Raw genomic sequence first — 17,232 nt, forward strand, 5'->3', positions numbered from 1 at the left:
CGCTGCACCTCGTCGCGCCAGGCGGCGACCCACTGGCCCAGGCGCTCGGCGTTGGCCGGCGACTCCTGCGCCGCGGTCTTGACGGTGGCGTCGACCCAGCGCGCCGTCTCAGCGTACCAGTCGTTCATGAACTCGGTCAGCATCGCCAGCGCGTTGCCGGTGCGCGGGCTGAGCTCGTCGACGGTGTGGCGGTAGATCAGCGGGTACAGCAGGCCGTCGAACACCAGGTTCTGCGCGACGAAGAGCTCGAACCAGTCCTTGGTGACGAACAGGTTCTCCAGCACGCGGCGCACGCCCTGCCAGGCGGGGTCCGACAGCCAGGCGATCTTGCCGGCGTCGAGCGAGCTGCCCTGGCTGCCGTCGAGCAGCAGGCCGATGCGCGAGAGCTGCTGCGCGATGCCCAGCCGGTCCATCGCCGCGTACGAGCAGGCCTGGGTGACCGCCGTGCCGTAGCCGTAGGCGCAGCAGTAGGTGTTGTTCATGTTGCCGCCCCATTCGTAATGGCGCAGCGGCACCAGCACGCGGGTCAGCGTGTCGCGCGTGGCGTCGTCGAGCGCGCCGAGCAGGTTGCGCTTCTCGGCGAACTCGAACTGCTTGTCCACGCCCTCCTGCTGCTTGGCTCGCGCCATCGTGTACACGCCGTAGTAGTAGTGGCGCGGGTCCTTGAACGCGTACCAGTCGGCCATCACGATGCTGGAGCGCCGCACATCGAACACGTGGTGCTCGGCGTCCCACAGCGGCCGGTAGTGCCAGTTGGTGGTCGGCTGCATGTCCAGCGTCGCCTCCTGGTAGCGCGACGCGGGCTTGTCCGCACCCAGCCGGCGCGCCACGTGCGAGAAGGTCTGGCGGACCGGATGGATGTCGGTGGTCTTGATGTCGACTTGCACGGCCTTGTCTCCTGTGATGCTCTGTCTGCTGTCTGGTTCGCGATCGATCTCGATCAGTCGGTGATGCCGGGGGCGCCGAAGCGCCACTTCATGCGCTCGAAGTCCAGCCGCGCGCCTTCCTCGGCGCTGAGGTGGGTGACCTCGTGCGTCGCGCAGAACTCGCGGAACTGCTCGAACTGCATCACCAGTTCGACCGACAGTTCCGGGTCGCCGACCGCGAACTCGAACTCCACGAAGCGCTCGTCCAGCGTGCCAGTGACACGCACATAGCAGGGCTGGCCGGTCATCCGGGCCGCCGAGCCCGACGACGACCGGGCAGTCTTGGGGGGCGCGAGCTTCATTTGTTCAATCCATCACTTCGGCCCTGGCGAACCGCCTGGACGGACTGATAAGGGCAACGGCCGTGCCAATTGCGCCAAGTGCTTGATTCACAAGCCCTCGACGCCAGCGCCGGCGCGAACCCAGGGTTGCCCCGGATACGGAGCTGATCAGTTGCTGCAGCGCAGCTTGATCATTTGGTGAAGTGCCGGCGCACATGAAAAAGCCGCCCGGCCGCCGAGAGGCGACGGGGCGGCTCGAGCCGCGGGCCGGCGGAGCGCGGTCAGCCGGTCGGCAGGCCCTCCTTCTTGAGCCGGTAGGCCAGCTGCGGCCGGGTGATGCCGAGCAGGCGCGCGGCCTGCGACAGGTTGCCCTTGGCGCGCTGCATCGCCGCCTGCATCATGCGGCGCTCCAGCGACTCGAGGTCGATGTGGTGCTCGAAGGCCTCGTCGCACAGGCGGCCGAGGGCGTCGGGGTGGACCTCGGTCACGCGGCCCTTCGCATCCAGACTGCCCTCGCTGGCGCGCAGCGCCGGTTCACCGAACAGGTGACAGGCCTCGATCGGGCCGTTGGCCGGCGCCAGCAGCACGGCGCGCTCGATCACGTTCTCCAGCTCGCGGATGTTGCCGGGCCAGGCGTGGCTCAGCACCTGGCGCATCGCCTTGTCGGTCAGGCCGCGCAGCTTCTTGTTGTAGAGCTCCCCGTATTTCTCCAGGAAACGCTCGATCAGTGCCGGGATGTCGGTGGTGCGCTCGCGCAGCGGCGGGATCGTGATCGGAAAGGTGTTGAGCCGGTAGAACAGGTCGCTGCGGAAGCGGCCGGCCTGCATGGCCTGCTGCAGGTCGACGTTGGTGGCCGCGACGATGCGCACGTCGATCTTGGTGGCGTGCTCGGAGCCGAGCCGCTCCACCTCGGCCGTCTGCAGCGCGCGCAGCAGCTTCACCTGGGCCGCCAGCGGCAGGTCGCCCACCTCGTCGAGGAACAGCGTGCCGCCGCTGGCGCGCTCGAAGCGCCCGGCGCGCGCCAGCTGCGCCCCGGTGTAGGCGCCCTTCTCCACGCCGAACAGCTCGGCCTCGATCAGCTCGTGGGGGATCGCCGCGCAGTTCACCGCGATGAACGGGCCGCCGGCGCGCGGGCCGTTCTCGTGCAGCCAGCGCGCGAACATCTCCTTGCCCACGCCCGTCTCTCCGAGCAGCAGCACGGTGATCGCGCTGTCGGCCGCGCTGCGCAGCAGCTCGAAGGCGGCGCGGAAGCCCGGCGACACGCCGATCAGCTTGCGGTCGTACTGGCGCCGCGCCTGCACCGCGCGCAGCTGCTCCAGGCCGATGCTGTAGTCGATCAGCTGCTGACCGATCACCTGCGGGCGGAAGTAGCTGAGATAGGCCTCGTCGCGCCAGGCCTCGGCCGGCTGGCCGATGATGCGGCAGCGGCTGTCGCCCTGGCTGCGGCATTCCATTTCCTTGAACACCACCAGCCGGCCCATGAAGGCGCTGGTGTAGCCCGAGGCATAGCCGATCTGCGTCCAGCAGGCCGGCTCCTCGCCGAAGCCGAAATCGGCGATGTTGGCCTCGTCCTCCCAGGAGTTGGTCCACAGGAAGTCGCCGAAGAAGTGTCCGGTGGCAAGGTTCATCTCGAGCGCCACCTTCTCCACGCTGACCGCACCTTCCAGGGCGTGCAGCTGCGGCCCGAGCAGGAAGGCCTCCTCGTTGCTCTTGCCGCTGCCGCGCTGCTTGACCGCCAGTTCGCCGTCGTGACGGCCGGAAGCGAAGCCCATGCGCACCAGCAGGCCGCGGGCGCGCTCGACGCCCAGCGAATCGAACAGTTCCTTGCGCAGCGCGGCCAGCGCGCGCGCGTGCAGCAGCAGCATGCGCTGCTCGTCGAGCCAGATGTGCCCGGATGCCGCACTGAATCTCAGCAGCGACAGAGGATCGCCCACGACAAATCTCCTGCAAGAGCGCGGCCGGGCCGCACGGGCGGGGCTCGAGCGACCCCGTTGACCATCCCGTCCGGATTATCGGAGACGCGGCACGCGCCCCGTCAGCGGGCAGACCCGCTCTTGCCTGACACCAGCGGCAGCACGTTGTCGTGACCGGCGCCACCGAAGGCCTGCTCGCGCAGCAGCGCCAGCTGGTCGCGCACCCGTGCCGCCTTCTCGAACTCCAGGCCGCGGGCGTGCTCCAGCATCTGCTTCTCGAGCAGCTTGATGCGCTTGCCGAGGTCCTTCTCGCTCATCGACTCGATCTCGGCCGCCGCCTGCGCGGCCTTCAGGTCGTCGCCACGGCTCTTCTCGGAATACACGCCGTCGATCAGGTCCTTGACCTGCTTGTTGATGCTGCGCGGCGTGATGCCATGCTCGGCATTGAAGGCGATCTGGCGCTCACGCCGACGCTCGGTCTCGCCGATGGCGCGCCGCATCGAGTCGGTGATCTTGTCGGCATAGAGGATGGCCTTGCCGTTGAGGTTGCGCGCCGCGCGGCCGATGGTCTGGATCAGCGAGCGCTCGGAGCGCAGGAAGCCCTCCTTGTCGGCGTCGAGGATGGCCACCAGCGAGACCTCGGGGATGTCCAGGCCCTCGCGCAGCAGGTTGATGCCCACCAGCACGTCGAAGCTGCCGAGCCGCAGGTCGCGCAGGATCTCCACCCGCTCCACGGTATCCACGTCGGAATGCAGGTAGCGCACCTTCACGCCGTTGTCGGCCAGGTAGTCGGTGAGCTGCTCGGCCATGCGCTTGGTGAGCGTGGTGATCAGCACGCGCTCGTTCGCGTCGACGCGGTCACGGATCTCCTGCAGCACGTCGTCGACCTGGCGGGTGGCCGGCCGCACCTCGACCACCGGGTCCACCAGCCCGGTGGGCCGCACCAGCTGTTCGACCACGTTGCCGGCGTGCTCCTGCTCGTAGGTGGCCGGCGTGGCGGAGACGAACACCACCTGGCGCATCTTGGTCTCGAATTCCTCGAACTTCAGCGGCCGGTTGTCCAGTGCGCTCGGCAGCCGGAAGCCGTACTCGACCAGCGTGGTCTTGCGCGCGCGGTCGCCGTTGAACATGCCGCCGAGCTGGCCGATCAGCACGTGCGACTCGTCCAGGAACATCAGCGCGTCCTTGGGCAGGTAGTCCACCAGCGTCGACGGCGGCTCGCCCGGCGCCGAGCCCGCCAGGTGGCGCGAGTAGTTCTCGATGCCCTTGCAGTGGCCGATCTCCTGCAGCATCTCGAGGTCGAAGCGGGTGCGCTGCTCGATGCGCTGCGCCTCCACCAGCTTGCCGTCGGCCACGAACTCGGCGAGCCGGTTGCGCAGCTCCTCCTTGATGCCCTCGATCGCCGCGAGCACCTGCTCGCGCGGCGTGACGTAGTGGCTGGAGGGGTAGACCACGAAGCGCGGCACCTTCTGGCGGATCTGGCCGGTGAGCGGATCGAACAGCGACAGCGCCTCGATCTCGTCGTCGAACAGCTCGATGCGGATCGCCAGCTCCGAGTGCTCGGCCGGGAAGATGTCCACCGTGTCGCCGCGCACGCGGAACGTGCCGCGCGCGAAGTCGGTCTCGTTGCGCTTGTACTGCATGCGGATCAGCTGCGCGATCAGGTCGCGCTGGCCCAGCTTGCCGCCGGCGCGCACGATCAGCCGCATCTGCGTGTAGTCCTCGGGCTTGCCGATGCCGTAGATCGCCGACACGGTGGCGACGATGATCACGTCGCGCCGCTCCAGCAGGCTCTTGGTGGCCGAGAGCCGCATCTGCTCGATGTGCTCGTTGATCGCGCTGTCCTTCTCGATGAACAGGTCGCGCTGCGGCACATAGGCCTCGGGCTGGTAGTAGTCGTAGTAGCTGACGAAGTACTCGACCGCGTTCTTCGGGAAGAAATCGCGGAACTCGCTGTAGAGCTGGGCCGCCAGGGTCTTGTTCGGCGCGAACACGATCGCCGGCCGCCCCGACCGCGCGATCACGTTGGCCATCGTGAAGGTCTTGCCCGAGCCGGTCACGCCCAGCAGCGTCTGGAACACCTCGCCGTCGTTGATGCCGTCCACCAGTTGCCCGATCGCGGTCGGCTGGTCGCCGGCCGGCGGATAGGGCTGGAACAGCTGGAACGGCGAATCGGGGAACGAGACGAACTCGCCCTCGGGCAGCGCGGATGGGGCGTCGGGGGTGTCGGGCAGGACGTGGGCAGGATCAGGCATCGTGGGCCCCGGTTCGAGCGGGGTGGTTGCGGCGACCCGAGCAGGGCCGGGCCAATCCGCCAGCCTACCGCAAGCGGGATGCCGGGGTCACCCGCGGGTCACCAGCCGCGCCCTCCCCGATGCCGCCGCCCGGTTCACTCCTGGGATGGCATCGTCACGCCGCCATTCAAGGTCGCGGCCGGCCGGCCGGTGCCGGCCTCGTAGAGCGTGGTGCCGGAGAACGCGAAGCTCCGCTCGGCCGCCGGGTTGCCGGCATCTCCGCGAACGCTCATCGACACGCCACCGCAACGCGTGTCCCGGCACGACAGCGTGCCCAGCGTCACGCCATCGATCGTGCCGTCGGAGCCCACGGCCACCGCCAGCGCGCGGCCTTCCAGGTCACGGAAGGCAAAGCGCGTGGGGCCGTCATCGGCCACCTCGAAGCCGGCCCCCCCAGGGCACAGAAATCGATCACGGCGCCCTGGTTGTTCACGATCGTCACGCCACGCCCGGCACACGCCAGCGCCGAGTCGTTGCGATCGGGCTGGGCGCTCAGGACGGCCTTCACGCTCACCGTGGGACGGGCCTGCCCGGCCGCACTGCCAGCGGCGGCCAGGTCCGGGCTGCGCCTCGCGCCGGGCAAGGGCCGTCGCCAACGCTGGCCGGGCGGCAGGGCCTGCAACCGGGTGTCGTCCAGGGTCAGCGCGCGTGCGCCGTTGGCATCGGGGGTGGCCAGCGATGCGCCCTGGCAGGCCACACCGTCACAGACATAGAGACGCTCGGGCGACGTGCCGATCGCCCCCTGCCTGAGGCGCACCGAAATCACCTGCCCCCCGGCGGCGTCGATCGTCATGTGCCAGTTCGACACGCCCTCGGCCTGCGTCCCGTAGCTGCGCACGCTGCCGCTCTGGTGCGTGCGCGTCGCCGACAGACAGCCGCGCTGCAGCAGGCCATCGGCGCCGGTGATGTCGACGTGCTGATGCGGGCAGGACGGCAGCGCGGCGGGCGCCGCAGATGCCGGCACGGCCACCGGGTCGGCCACGACCGGCAGCGCGAGCGGAGCCGGCTGCGGCGCTGCCGTCTCCACCCGGACCGGCTGGACGGCGTCAGCCGGTTGGCTCCAGCGCGCCCACACCAGCCAGCCGGAGAACAGCAGGGCCGACAGCATCACCGTGGCCAGCACCCAACCGCGGCCATGGAGCTCGTCGTCGAGCCAGCGGGGAGATAGATCATCGTCAGCGTCAGAACGGAGGCAGCACCGCGCTGCCGTTCAACAGGGCCGCGGCACCGCCGCGCAGCCCGTCGGTCACGGTGGTGCCGGAAAAACTGAACCGGCGGCCACTTTCGCTCGCCGGGTCGTCTCCCGGCTGCGTCGTGGCGCCAGAGCAGGCCAGTCCCTGGCACTCGAGGGCACCGATCTGCACGAAATCGACCGCGCCGCCGGCGTCCACCCCGACCAACAGCGTGTCGCCGGCCGCACCGCGCAGGCTGTAGAGGCGGCGCTCGTGCTCCAGGCGGACAACGCCACCACCGCCGGAAGGGCACAGCGTGAGCACCGCGCCGCTGCGCTCGACGATGGAGACGCCGGGCTCGTTGCAGGCCAGGTCGGCATCCTGCTGGTCACCGGGCGCCTTGAGGCTGGCGCTCAGGTGCATCGCCACGCCGTCCTCAGCCGTGAGCACGGCCCGGCTCACTACCAGCGTGCGCCCGCCGTGCGCGTCGCGCGGGCCGATCGAGAAGCCGGCGCACGTGTCTTCCTCGCAGCGGTAGTCGCCGCGACCGGGCGCTGACAGGCTGGCCGCCATCACCCGTCCGTCCCCGCTGTCCACGCGGAGCGTCCAGTCGGAGACGCCCTGCGGTTCGAGCACGTAGCTGCGCAGGTCGCCGCTCTGCAGCATGCGGGTGGTCGCCACGCAGGCCCGCTGCACCTTGCCGTGCGCCGTCACGAGATCCAGTTGCTGGTAGGGGCAGGTCTGAAGCGCAGGCTTTCCCGGCGCGGCCGTGCCGCCCGCGTCGATGCGAACGCCGGGCTGCATCGGCAGCCCGACCCGCACCGCCACGTCCGGACCTCGCGGCGACACAGCCACCGCCGGCACCGGCGCCGGCGAGGGCTGATCGCGCCAGAGATTGGTGCCGACGGCCACCAGCAACACCGCCAGCACCGGCAGCAGCAGGAGCAGCCACCCCAGGTGGCGTGGCCGCTCGTCGAACCAGAGGGAGTTCCTGCTCATGTCAACGTCGAGGGCCTCGCTCCCCTCACCCGCTTCCGGCTTCTGGCCTCAGGGCTTGCAGACGTAGCCGCTGGTGCTGATGCTGATGATGGGCTGCCCCTCCTCGCCGCCCTCGCGTACACGCGTCTTGAAAGTGATGTTGGCCGGCGCCGTCTCCACGCCGTTCGGGCAGGTCACGCGGTGGTAGACCCAGGCGCTGATCGGGTTGTTCTTCGAGTACGGCTCGCAACGCTCCGGATCGCTGGCGTTGACGTCGGTGCGGAACGCGACCTTGGTGTTGTCGCGCGTGATGGTCTGGTTGAGCCCGCTGTTCGTGCGCCCCACGTACTCGACGTACTTGGTCGACAGCCCGGTGTCGACGCTGGTGCCGCTCGTGCCCATGTAGTACCCGGCCTCGACGGTGGCGGTCGAAGGCACGGTACGGAAGAAGTCGTTGATCTCGAAGGTGAGGTTGGGCGGGTTGGCGACCGTGGTGTTCAGGATCGCGCGGGTGGCGAACACGTAGACCTTGCTGGCATTGCAGGTGGTGGTGCCCGAGCCGGCGCAGTAGACCCGGTCGTACAGCGTGCCCACGGTCTTGGCCGGGCTGCCGGTCTGCAGTGTGTAGGAGGTCGCGGCGACCGGCGTCGACGCATAACCCGGCATCGCGGCGCTGCCCGGCAGGCCGGTGAACTTGCCGGTGGCGAGCGACGCCGACTGCTGTTCGACCGGCAACTGGTCGCCGGTCGGCGCCACGCCGGTGTTGGTGCAGGTCGCCGGCGTCGGCGAGACGACGGTCTTCGGGTTGACGGTCTGCAGGATCGTGCCGGAGGTCGGCAGCGACACCCATTGGGCTTGGGCGGGCATGGCGACGCCGAACACGGCGGCGACCGCCGCCAGCGCGGTCAGGTGAGAACGGATATGCATGGTGGTCTCCAGTTGTGGGTTGCTCTCGGGTCCGCGACGCGTCAGTCGTCGTCGTCCTCTTCGGGCGCGCACGCTTCGCTGGTGCACACCGGCTGGTAGCCCAGCGCGTAGATGCTGTTCTGGTCGACGTCCTCGTTCTCCGAGTTCAGCAGGCGCAACGCGAAGTCCTGGAGGCTGTAGCCCTCGGGAGCGCGCGTCTTGGTCAGCAGCCACGGCGAGTTCGGGCTGCTCGGGCCGCTCGCCTCGGCGGCGTTGGCGTCGATGCGGAAATCGACCCAGGCGTTGTTGCGCGGCGGCTTCGCGGTGTCGTACTCGTTCAGGCCCGCGAAGGTGCGGCCGGCGGCCTTGAGAAGCTTGGTCGCCGCCGGGCTGCCCGCGAAATAGGCGACTTCCACCGCCTTGTCGGTGCGAACCTGGCGCAGCACGTCGTTGACGTTGAAGGCGGCGCCCGTCTCGTCCCACTGGTTCGCGTTCATCTGCACGCGCACGCCGAAGATGAAGAGCTTCTTGTCGGTGCAGTGCCGCCACACCTTCTCGAGCTGGGTGCCCACGCTCACGCCATTGATGATGATCGGCGCGGAGCGCGACGCCACCAGATCGAAGCCGCTCTCGCCCGGCAGGCTGGTGACCTTGCAGGTCGTCACGCCGCTCGAACTCGTCGGGTTGCAGGTCTTCAGCACGTTGGCGCCGTTTGCGCTCAGCGTCTCGAAACCCGCGGCCTGCGCCGCGCCGGTACCGGCCAGCACCAGGCCGATGGCCATGGCCATGCCACGCCGCCGCAGCGGCAATCTCTTCTTCATGTCGGTCTCCTCTCTCCGTTGGAACGCCACACCCGCCGGCCCTTCCGGCGGATGCCACCCTCCCGCCTCGCGGGAAGCCCCTTGATCTGTCATCCGCCCTTCCCTGCAGACCGTCGCGCGCGGCGCACTAGGGCGGCGGCGCGACGAAGCTTCCGTTCAAGGTGATCGTTCTAGTGCCGGGCAGATTGGCAGGCTCGATCTCGCGCAGAACCGCGCCGCTGAACGTCACTTGCCGTTCACCGGCCACATTGGGTGCCCCCACGGTGACCCCCGTGCATCCACCGGTGCAGGCGTACTGCTGCGCGTCGACAAGCGAGATCCGCGCGCCCCCTCCGCCGGCCGGCACGACGACCCCGAGCATCGGCGAAGGCAGGCCGGACCCATCAGGCGTCGAGCCCGTCACATTGAGGGTCAGTTCACCGTCGGGCGCCACGAACGTGTTCTTGACGCCGCTGACGGGATTGGGGCAGATGCGAACAGGGTCCGCGCGGAAACTGAGCTGGCCTTCGACGAGGTCCGTCGCACCCGCGCAGTCGTTCAGCGTCGGTGGCGGCTGGATGTACTCGATTGTCAGGAACGCGCCCTGCAAGGTCGCCGCGCCGAGGGCGGCTGGCGTACCGTCGGCATTCAGCGCCCGCAGTTGCACACCGGCGAGCGTCAGGCTGCGCAGGGTGAGCTCGGGCCCATAGTCGTAGTTGAGTTCCGGCTCACCGAGAACCGCGCCCGCGCATTCGGCGCCCACGCACTTGAAGAACACCGGCTGGCCAGTGCCCGGGTCGGTGAGCGGCTGCAAGGCCGTGATGCTGAGCAGGCTGCCGTCCTCGAAGTACACGGACAGGGCGCTGCCGAACGTGACGGCGGTCCGTGGCAGGCCGGCGTCGCCGCCGAACATGCCGCCGATGCCGAACGGATCGCTGGCATCGACGCATTCGGCAGCAAAGCTGAAGTCCGGATATACCAGCGCATAGCGGTTGTTGTCGCAGGGCAGCACCGGGATCGCGGGGCCCGGCGCCGGCAGCGTCAGGCTGCCGTTCAAAGTCGCGGCGCCGATCCGCGCGTCGGTGAAGGTGGCCGGGCGACTGAGGTCGCCAGCCGGTGCGCCGAGCACGAGCCCGGTGCAGCCCGCCGCGCTGCAGTCGTAGGCCGCACCTTCGGCCGTGACGTAGCGTTCGGTGAGCAGGTCGTTGCCGCGCACGCGCAGCGTCAGCGTGGCGCCGTTCGGGTCGGTGAACACGTAGGCCATCACCGTGGGGTCGGCCGTCTCCGGCAGGCCGCTCTTCGACGCCGTGCAGAAGCGGCTCGTGGAGCCGCCGAGGCTGATCGTGATCGATTCGGTGAGGCACAGGCGTGCCTGGGCCGCCAGGGTCTGCGACAGGTCGGTCAGTGTGATCCCGTCGGCGGCGAGCTTCGCGTTGAGCGCGACCATCGTGTCGTACATCGGGTCACCGTCCGTGGCCTCGAACGCCACCTGGGTGAAGCTCGCGCTGCCGGACCGCACCGGGATGCCCAGCACGTTCTGCAGGTAGGCGGTCACCGCGGTCTGCGCCTCGGCGATCCGCGCATCGGTGATGCGCGCGATATTGGCGGTCGAGGCAGCGCTGTAGTTGTCGAAGGCCGTCGCCGGGTCGGCGCCCAGCAGCTGCGCGACCAGCAGGGTGGTGAGCGCGGTGACGTTGGCGCGGCCCGGCTCGGTGGCGACGGACACCAGGAAGCTGCCGTCGATCAGGCTGAAGCGCAGCATGTAGGGCGCGTCCAGCTCGGCCAGGCTGGTGCGGTGCTCGTCGGCCGGGCCGGCGCCGAAGCTGTCGCTGGTGCGGATGATCCCGCGGCTGCCCTTGACCGAGACGACGATGCGGCCGGTGATCGGCGAACTGCCGGGCTCGGGAATCTGTGCATCCAGGTCGAAACCCGGGCTGACGACCCCGGCCAGTTCGGCGCGCACCGCGGGCGGCTGTTCGTCGGTGTCGCCGGTGGTGCCGCCGCCGCAGGCCGACACGAGCACCGCGCACGCGCACGCGCAGGCCCGTGACGCGCCTCGACGGCCGCAAAGCAGGTCGAGCACCACGTGGACGGCGCGCAAAGCGCCCGCCTCAATCCGCGCCGAGCGCATAGGACAGCCCCAGGAAGATGCCGCGCGGCGCGCCCGGACCGACGAAGGTCGACGGCTGCCACTCGGCCGAGTTGTAGTTCCAGCCGCTCACGCCGATCGCGCCCACGGTCGACGGCGAGAACGGGTTCACGCCCAGGTTGCCCGCCGTGACGTAGCGGCGGTCGAAGAGGTTGGTGACCTGGGCGACGACGGTGAAGCCCTTGGTGACGACGACGCTGGTGTCGAGGTTGAAGACCGCGAAGCCCGGCACCGTGCCCTTCTGCGTGAAGGTGCGGCCCGGTCGCGTCGGGGTCTGGATGTAGCCCCCATCGCTCTGGTCGCAGGCGCGCGTCTGCGCGTTGGTCGAGCAGTAGTACTGGCCGGTCTCCTGGTCCGTGCCGCCGGGACGGTGCAGGTTGTTCTCGTTGCCGCGCACGTAGGACATCGAGCGCAGCTGCATGCCCAGCCCGAGCTTCCACGACGGCGTGACGCGCCAGCCGAGGTTGAAGTTGAGGCATGCGCCGGGATGCCCGGCATGCGGGCGCCGGGCTTCACCAGGATCTGGTGGTAGGTGCCGCGCCCGCCGTTCAGCGACGCGCCGGGCGAAGGCAGCAACTGGTAGTCGCGGTAGCCCAGGTCGGCCTGGGTGCGCGAGTTCTGGTCGAAGTCCGCGCTGCTGTTGTGCGGGCTCGTCATGTAGAACGGCGACTCGAAGGTCGCCGACGTGTAGGAGTAGCTGGCCTTCACGTCCAGCACGCCGGCGCGCCCCCGCCAGTCCCAGCTCGAGGCCCTGGCGACGCGTCTTGCCGATGGTGTCGAAGTAGCTGCGGCCCTGCCCCACGCCGACGTAGTAGATGTCGTCCTTCAGGTCGGTGCGGAAGAGGCTTGCGTTCCACTCCCAGTTCGCCGACAGCAGACCGCGCGCGCCGAGCTCGAACGAGGTGGAGCGGATCTGCGGCAGGTAGGGGTCGCCGGACAGCGTGGTCGGCAGGTTGCAGCCCGGCCCCAGCAGGCTGCGCGCGGTGGTGCCGATCACCACCGGCGGGTCGTTCGGCGTCGCGCCCGGCAGCGTCACCGGCGTGGGCGTGTCGTCGAAGGCGCAGCCGAGTTCCACCACCGACGGCGTGCGGGATCCACGGCTCACGTTGGCGAAGGTGTTGAGGCCCGGTGCCGGCAGCCAGTTGAGTCCGATCGAAGGATTGAGGGAGCGGTAGCTGAACTTCTCGGCCGTCAGCGTCTGCGCGTTGTCGTAGTTGGCGGGCAGCTCGTGCAGGTCGACCAGGCCTTCGACGGTGCGCGTCAGCAGCTGGTTGTCGACCGTGGTGTGGTTGTAGCGCGCGGCGGTGGTGAGCGTGAGCTGCGGTGCCAGCGTCCAGGTGTCGCTGGCGTAGAGGCTCTTCGTGGTCGACGTGCCCTCGAAGTTGTTGCCCGGAATGTCCATCTGCGCGGCGATGAACGCCGGCAGCGCGGCCGGGTCCGCATAGACGCCGTGCGTGGCGTCGATCAGGCCGAGCCGCTGGAACATCGAGTAGGTCGAACGGCTGCGGTCGATCGAGGCGCCCACCATCACGCTGCGCGTCGGCAGGTTCCAGTTGAACTGCAGCGAGGCACCGTGCGTGCGCTGGTCCAGTGCGGTGTCCGTCAGCAGGCCGATCGGCGTGCCGGTGATCACGCCGGGCGTGTTGTAGTAGGCGCCGTTGCGTGGCTGCACGCCCGCTGCCGGATTGTCCGGATCGAAGTACCCGCCGCGCAGGCCGATCATGTCGTCGAAGCCTTCGTAGATGTCGCCGTTGAGGCCGCCGCGCCGGCTCTTGCGGGTGTAGAGCTGGCCGGTGATGTTGAAGCGCTCGGAGACGTCGAACTGACCACCGAGCGCAAGCTGCAGCACGCGGTTGTCGGAACGGTCGGGCGAGGTGAACACGGTCTCGGCGCGCTGCTCGTACAGCGACAGAGGGATCAGCCCATTGCCGATCAGCTCGTTGCTCGCGAACAGCGCGCTGGCGAACAGCGAGCCGCGATCCAGCCGCAGGTCGCCGCGGCCGAACAGCTGGTGCACGCGCGACGGCGAGTTGTCGCGCCAGCCGTCCTCGCGAAAGCCGGTGTAGGCCACGAAGCCGCCCAGCGTGTCGTCATTGCCACCGGCGCTCAGCTTGACCTGCCGGCGGCCCCAGGAACCGGCCAGCAGCTCACCCTCGACGCCGGGCGCGGTGAAGCCGTTCTTGCTGCGCACCGAGATCGCGCCGCCCAGGGTGTTCAACCCGAACAGCGGGTTGCTGCCGGGGAACAGGTCGAAGCGCTCGATCGCGTTGAGCGGGATCAGGTCCCAGTTCACCACGTCGCCGAAGGGCTCGTTCACCCGCACGCCGTCGAAGAACACCGACAGGCCCTGCGGCGTGCCGATCTGCGGGCTGGCGGTGAAACCGCGGTAGTTCACGTCCATCTGGAAGGGGTTGCCGGCGTAGTCGTTGACGCTCACCCCCTGCAGCTGGGTGTTCATGTAGTCGCCGATGTTCAGCGCCCGCGATTCCTTGATCTGCTCCTTGGTCGCGCTCTGGATGTTCGCGGGGATCTGGTCCTTCGTGACCGCCAGGCCCGGCATCGGCCCGACGTCGGTGGCGCGCTTGCCCGGTACCAGCACGGGGTTGAGCCGCACGGCGGCATCGGACGGGGCGGCTTCGGGCGCCGAGGCCGCGGCCGCGGGCGCCTGCTGGGCCAGCGTCGACAACGGCGAGGCCAGTGTCGCCAACGAAAGCACCGCGCGCTTCAGTGGCGTCAGGCGGTGCTTTCGGGCTCGGGATCGGACGCTCATGCGGGCGGGGGCGACAAGGGGAAAACGGCCTGCGTACAGGGCTCTGGAACGAGAGGCGTCGCATGCTAGGAGCGAGGCGCAGGCCGGCGATACGGGAGACGCTCCCGACTTGGCTCGGTGGAAATCCCGAGCGTTTTGCAGCGACTTTCGCGCGGGTTCGCGGGTCCTGTGCCAGACCGGATCACCTGCTCCAGACGGGCTCGAATAGGCAGCGCCTAAAATTGATCTAGGGCCGCACTAACCCTGTGAACGCCCCGTCCCTCCAACTTCGCTGGAACTCTCCATGTCTCTGTTTGCATCCGTCGAGCTCGCTCCGCGCGACCCGATCCTCGGCCTGAACGAGCAGTTCAACGCCGACCCGAACCCGGCCAAGGTCAACCTCGGTGTCGGCGTGTACTACGACGAGAACGGCAAGCTGCCGCTGCTGAAGTGCGTGGCCGCGGCCGAACACCAGATGCTCGAGGCGCCGAAGGCGCGCGGCTACCTGCCGATCGACGGCATCGCCGCCTATGACAAGGCGGTGCAGGGCCTGGTGTTCGGCGACGCCGCCACCGCCAGCGGTCGCATCGCCACCGTGCAGGGCCTGGGCGGCACCGGCGGCCTGAAGGTCGGAGCCGATTTCCTGAAGCGCCTGAACCCGAACGCGCAGGTGCTGATCAGCGACCCGAGCTGGGAGAACCACCGTGCGCTGTTCACCAACGCCGGCTTCACGGTCGGCACCTATCCCTATTACGACGCCGCGCAGCGCGGCATCGCGATCGACGGGTTGCTCGGCGCGCTGAACACCGCCGCCGCCGGCACGATCGTCGTGCTGCACGCCTGCTGCCACAACCCGACCGGCTACGACCTCTCCGCGGCGCAATGGGAGCAGGTGATCGCCGCGGTGAAGGCGCGCGGTCTGGTGCCCTTCCTCGACATGGCCTACCAGGGCTTCGGCCAGGGCATCGCGGAGGACGGCGCAGTGGTGCAGCAGTTCCTGGCCTCGGGCCTGGACTTCTTCGTCTCCACCAGCTTCAGCAAGAGCTTCTCGCTGTACGGCGAGCGCGTCGGTGCGCTGAGCGTGGTGTGCGCGAGCAAGGAAGAGGCCTCTCGCGTGTTGAGCCAGCTGAAGATCGTGATCCGCACCAACTACTCCAACCCGCCGACGCACGGCGCCTCGGTGGTCGCCACGGTGCTCACCACCCCGGCGCTGCGCGCGCAGTGGGAGCAAGAACTGGCCGGCATGCGCCAGCGCATCAAGGCCATGCGCGTTGCGCTGGTCGAGAAGCTGCAGGCCGCCGGCGTGAAGGGTGACCTGAGCTACATCACCACGCAGCAGGGCATGTTCAGCTACTCCGGGCTGAACGCGGCGCAGATGCAGCGCCTGCGCAGCGAGTTCGGCATCTACGGCGTCGACTCGGGCCGCATCTGCGTGGCGGCGCTGAACCAGCACAACCTCGACGCGGTGGCCAAGGCGATTGCCGCGGTGATCTGAGATGACCCCGCTCCGGTAGCGCGTTCCGGCGCGCTGCCTGTCCGAAAGCCGCGGCCTGTCGCGGCTTTTTTGTGCGCCTCGCAAGCTCGTTTGCAATTCTTTTCAAGCCGGCCGGCGCAACCGATGCACCGATCCGGGGTCTCATGCGTTAGACAGCAGACGCCGCGCCGCGGCCCGAGGTGACTACGTGATGCGCATGGACCCTACCCTGATCGCCCTCAGCCGCCGCCTGATGGCAGGCCTGTGCGCGGGCCTGCTGTTGGCCGGGCCCACGCTGGCCGAGACCGATCCGGCCGATCCCCCCGCGCGCGTGGGCAGCATCAGCGCGCTGCGCGGGCCGGTCGACAGCTCGCCCGAGGCGGGCGCGGCCTGGGATCCGGCCAAGCTCAACCAGCCCATCACCAGCGAGACCTCGCTGTGGGTGCCGCCCGGCAGCCAGGCCGAGGTGCGCATCGGCAGCAGTTCGGTGCGCCTGGACGGCAACACGCAGGCCGTGTTCTCGCAGCTCGACGACCACGGCATCGCGATCGACGTGGCCCAGGGCACCGTGCGGGCCCGGGTGCGCAGCCTGGCCACCGGCGACAGCTTCAGCTTCTCGGCCGACGGCGTGCGCGCCGAGGCTCAGGGCCCGGGCGATTACCGCGTCGGCTACGACCCCGACCGCCGCGCCTACACCGTGCGCGCGCTGTCCGGACGGCTGCGCGTGGTGACGCCGAACAACGCCTTCAACCTGGAATCGGGCCAGGAAAGCCTGGTCGAGAACGGCGGCAGCGAGTTGCAACTGCGCGCGATGGGCCAGCGCGACGACTTCGATGCGTGGGCCGAGGCACGCGACCGCGACCAGGACCGCCTGGCCTCCGCGCGCTATGTCTCGCCCGAGACCACCGGCATCGAGGCGCTCGACGAGCACGGCTACTGGACCACCGCGCCGGACTACGGCGCCGTCTGGTACCCGCGCGGCCTGCCCTACGGCTGGGCCCCCTACCGCTACGGGCACTGGGCCTACGTGCGGCCCTGGGGCTGGACCTGGGTCGACGACGCGCCCTGGGGCTTCGCGCCCTTCCACTATGGCCGCTGGGCGTTGATCGGCGGCAGCTGGGGCTGGGTGCCCGGCCCCATCGTGCCGCGCCCGGTGTATGCGCCGGCGCTGGTGGGCTACGTCGGCGCACATTCGGGCAATGTCAGCCTGAGCATCGGCTTCGGCAGCGGTGCGCCGGTCGGCTGGTTCCCGCTCGGCCCGCGCGAGTGGTACTACCCGCCCTACCGCTACTCGCCGCGCTACGTGCAGCAGATCAACGTCATCAACGTCGTCAACCCGCCGCCGCACGGCCCCGGGGAACGGCGCGCCACGCGGCCCACGCCGGTCGAGCGGCCGTCGTACCGCTATGCGCAGCGCCCAGACGCGGTCACCATGGTCAGCGAGGACCAGTTCCGCAACGCCCGGCCGATCGGCCGCGACCGCCTCGACCTGACGCCCGGCCAGATGGCCCGGTTGCAGCCGGTCGCGGCCAGCCTCAATCCGCCGGGACGTCCGGGCGGCGCGGTACCAGGTCCGGCTGGCCGGCCTGG

At 69.6% G+C, this 17,232-nt stretch carries 13 protein-coding genes; 2 read left to right on the forward strand and 11 right to left on the reverse strand.

Annotation, left to right across the window (positions count from 1 at the left end; translation table 11 throughout):
• The 11 genes from x551_RS10205 to x551_RS10255 form a co-directional block, all read right to left on the reverse strand.
• A partial coding sequence (locus tag x551_RS10205) for an aromatic/alkene monooxygenase hydroxylase subunit beta (protein WP_036248411.1) occupies window positions 1-887 on the reverse strand: 887 nt, incomplete at its 3' end.
• A 53-nt stretch (window positions 888-940) separates the two neighbouring features.
• Window positions 941-1,228 carry a phenol hydroxylase subunit gene (locus x551_RS10210; RefSeq protein WP_197028758.1) on the reverse strand — a complete coding sequence of 96 codons (288 nt, stop codon included), beginning with the start codon at window positions 1,226-1,228 and terminating at the stop codon, window positions 941-943.
• 260 nt (window positions 1,229-1,488) lie between these two features.
• Window positions 1,489-3,141 carry a sigma-54-dependent Fis family transcriptional regulator gene (locus x551_RS10215; RefSeq protein ID WP_036231153.1) on the reverse strand — a complete coding sequence of 551 codons (1,653 nt, stop codon included), beginning with the start codon at window positions 3,139-3,141 and terminating at the stop codon, window positions 1,489-1,491.
• A 101-nt stretch (window positions 3,142-3,242) separates the two neighbouring features.
• Entirely contained in the window at window positions 3,243-5,375 is a 2,133-nt protein-coding gene (gene uvrB, locus x551_RS10220) for an excinuclease ABC subunit UvrB (RefSeq protein ID WP_051495628.1), read from the reverse strand.
• Between the two features lie 134 nt (window positions 5,376-5,509).
• A complete protein-coding gene (locus tag x551_RS10225) occupies window positions 5,510-5,725 on the reverse strand; it encodes a hypothetical protein (protein WP_197028759.1) in 216 nt (71 codons plus the stop codon).
• On the reverse strand, window positions 5,695-6,537 hold the full coding sequence (locus x551_RS10230; RefSeq protein ID WP_036248408.1) for a hypothetical protein: 843 nt from the start codon (window positions 6,535-6,537) through the stop codon (window positions 5,695-5,697). Before x551_RS10230 ends, x551_RS10225 begins: the two co-directional genes overlap by 31 nt.
• Before the next feature lie 58 nt (window positions 6,538-6,595).
• Window positions 6,596-7,585, reverse strand: a complete 990-nt coding sequence (locus x551_RS10235) for a hypothetical protein (protein ID WP_036231163.1) — start codon at window positions 7,583-7,585, stop codon at window positions 6,596-6,598.
• A 48-nt stretch (window positions 7,586-7,633) separates the two neighbouring features.
• Entirely contained in the window at window positions 7,634-8,491 is an 858-nt protein-coding gene (locus x551_RS10240; protein ID WP_036231166.1) for a hypothetical protein, read from the reverse strand.
• A gap of 41 nt (window positions 8,492-8,532) precedes the next feature.
• A complete protein-coding gene (locus x551_RS10245; RefSeq protein ID WP_036231169.1) occupies window positions 8,533-9,291 on the reverse strand; it encodes a hypothetical protein in 759 nt (252 codons plus the stop codon).
• A 127-nt stretch (window positions 9,292-9,418) separates the two neighbouring features.
• Window positions 9,419-11,371 carry a hypothetical protein gene (locus tag x551_RS10250; RefSeq protein WP_152543475.1) on the reverse strand — a complete coding sequence of 651 codons (1,953 nt, stop codon included), beginning with the start codon at window positions 11,369-11,371 and terminating at the stop codon, window positions 9,419-9,421.
• A gap of 10 nt (window positions 11,372-11,381) precedes the next feature.
• Complete coding sequence (locus tag x551_RS10255) at window positions 11,382-14,135, reverse strand: TonB-dependent receptor (protein WP_253950347.1); 2,754 nt, start codon at window positions 14,133-14,135, stop codon at window positions 11,382-11,384.
• A gap of 337 nt (window positions 14,136-14,472) precedes the next feature.
• On the opposite strand from x551_RS10255, the gene x551_RS10260 reads away from it, so the two are divergent.
• Window positions 14,473-15,663, forward strand: a complete 1,191-nt coding sequence (locus x551_RS10260) for an amino acid aminotransferase (RefSeq protein WP_011829886.1) — start codon at window positions 14,473-14,475, stop codon at window positions 15,661-15,663.
• Window positions 15,664-15,853: 190 nt separating this feature from the next.
• A partial coding sequence (locus tag x551_RS10265; RefSeq protein ID WP_343252128.1) for a DUF6600 domain-containing protein occupies window positions 15,854-17,232 on the forward strand: 1,379 nt, incomplete at its 3' end.

Origin of the sequence: Methylibium sp. T29, from assembly GCF_000576205.1 — a bacterium.
Taxonomy (GTDB): Bacteria; Pseudomonadota; Gammaproteobacteria; order Burkholderiales; family Burkholderiaceae_C; genus Methylibium; species Methylibium petroleiphilum.

What these genes read in the sequence shown, in the direction of transcription:
- x551_RS10260 (WP_011829886.1), top strand. Translation starts at nt 14,473, where the DNA reads ATGTCTCTGTTTGCATCCGTCGAGCTCGCTCCGCGCGACCCGATCCTC.
- x551_RS10245 (WP_036231169.1), bottom strand. Translation starts at nt 9,291, where the DNA reads ATGAAGAAGAGATTGCCGCTGCGGCGGCGTGGCATGGCCATGGCCATC.
- uvrB (WP_051495628.1), bottom strand. Translation starts at nt 5,375, where the DNA reads ATGCCTGATCCTGCCCACGTCCTGCCCGACACCCCCGACGCCCCATCC.
- x551_RS10240 (WP_036231166.1), bottom strand. Translation starts at nt 8,491, where the DNA reads ATGCATATCCGTTCTCACCTGACCGCGCTGGCGGCGGTCGCCGCCGTG.
- x551_RS10210 (WP_197028758.1), bottom strand. Translation starts at nt 1,228, where the DNA reads ATGAAGCTCGCGCCCCCCAAGACTGCCCGGTCGTCGTCGGGCTCGGCG.
- x551_RS10235 (WP_036231163.1), bottom strand. Translation starts at nt 7,585, where the DNA reads ATGAGCAGGAACTCCCTCTGGTTCGACGAGCGGCCACGCCACCTGGGG.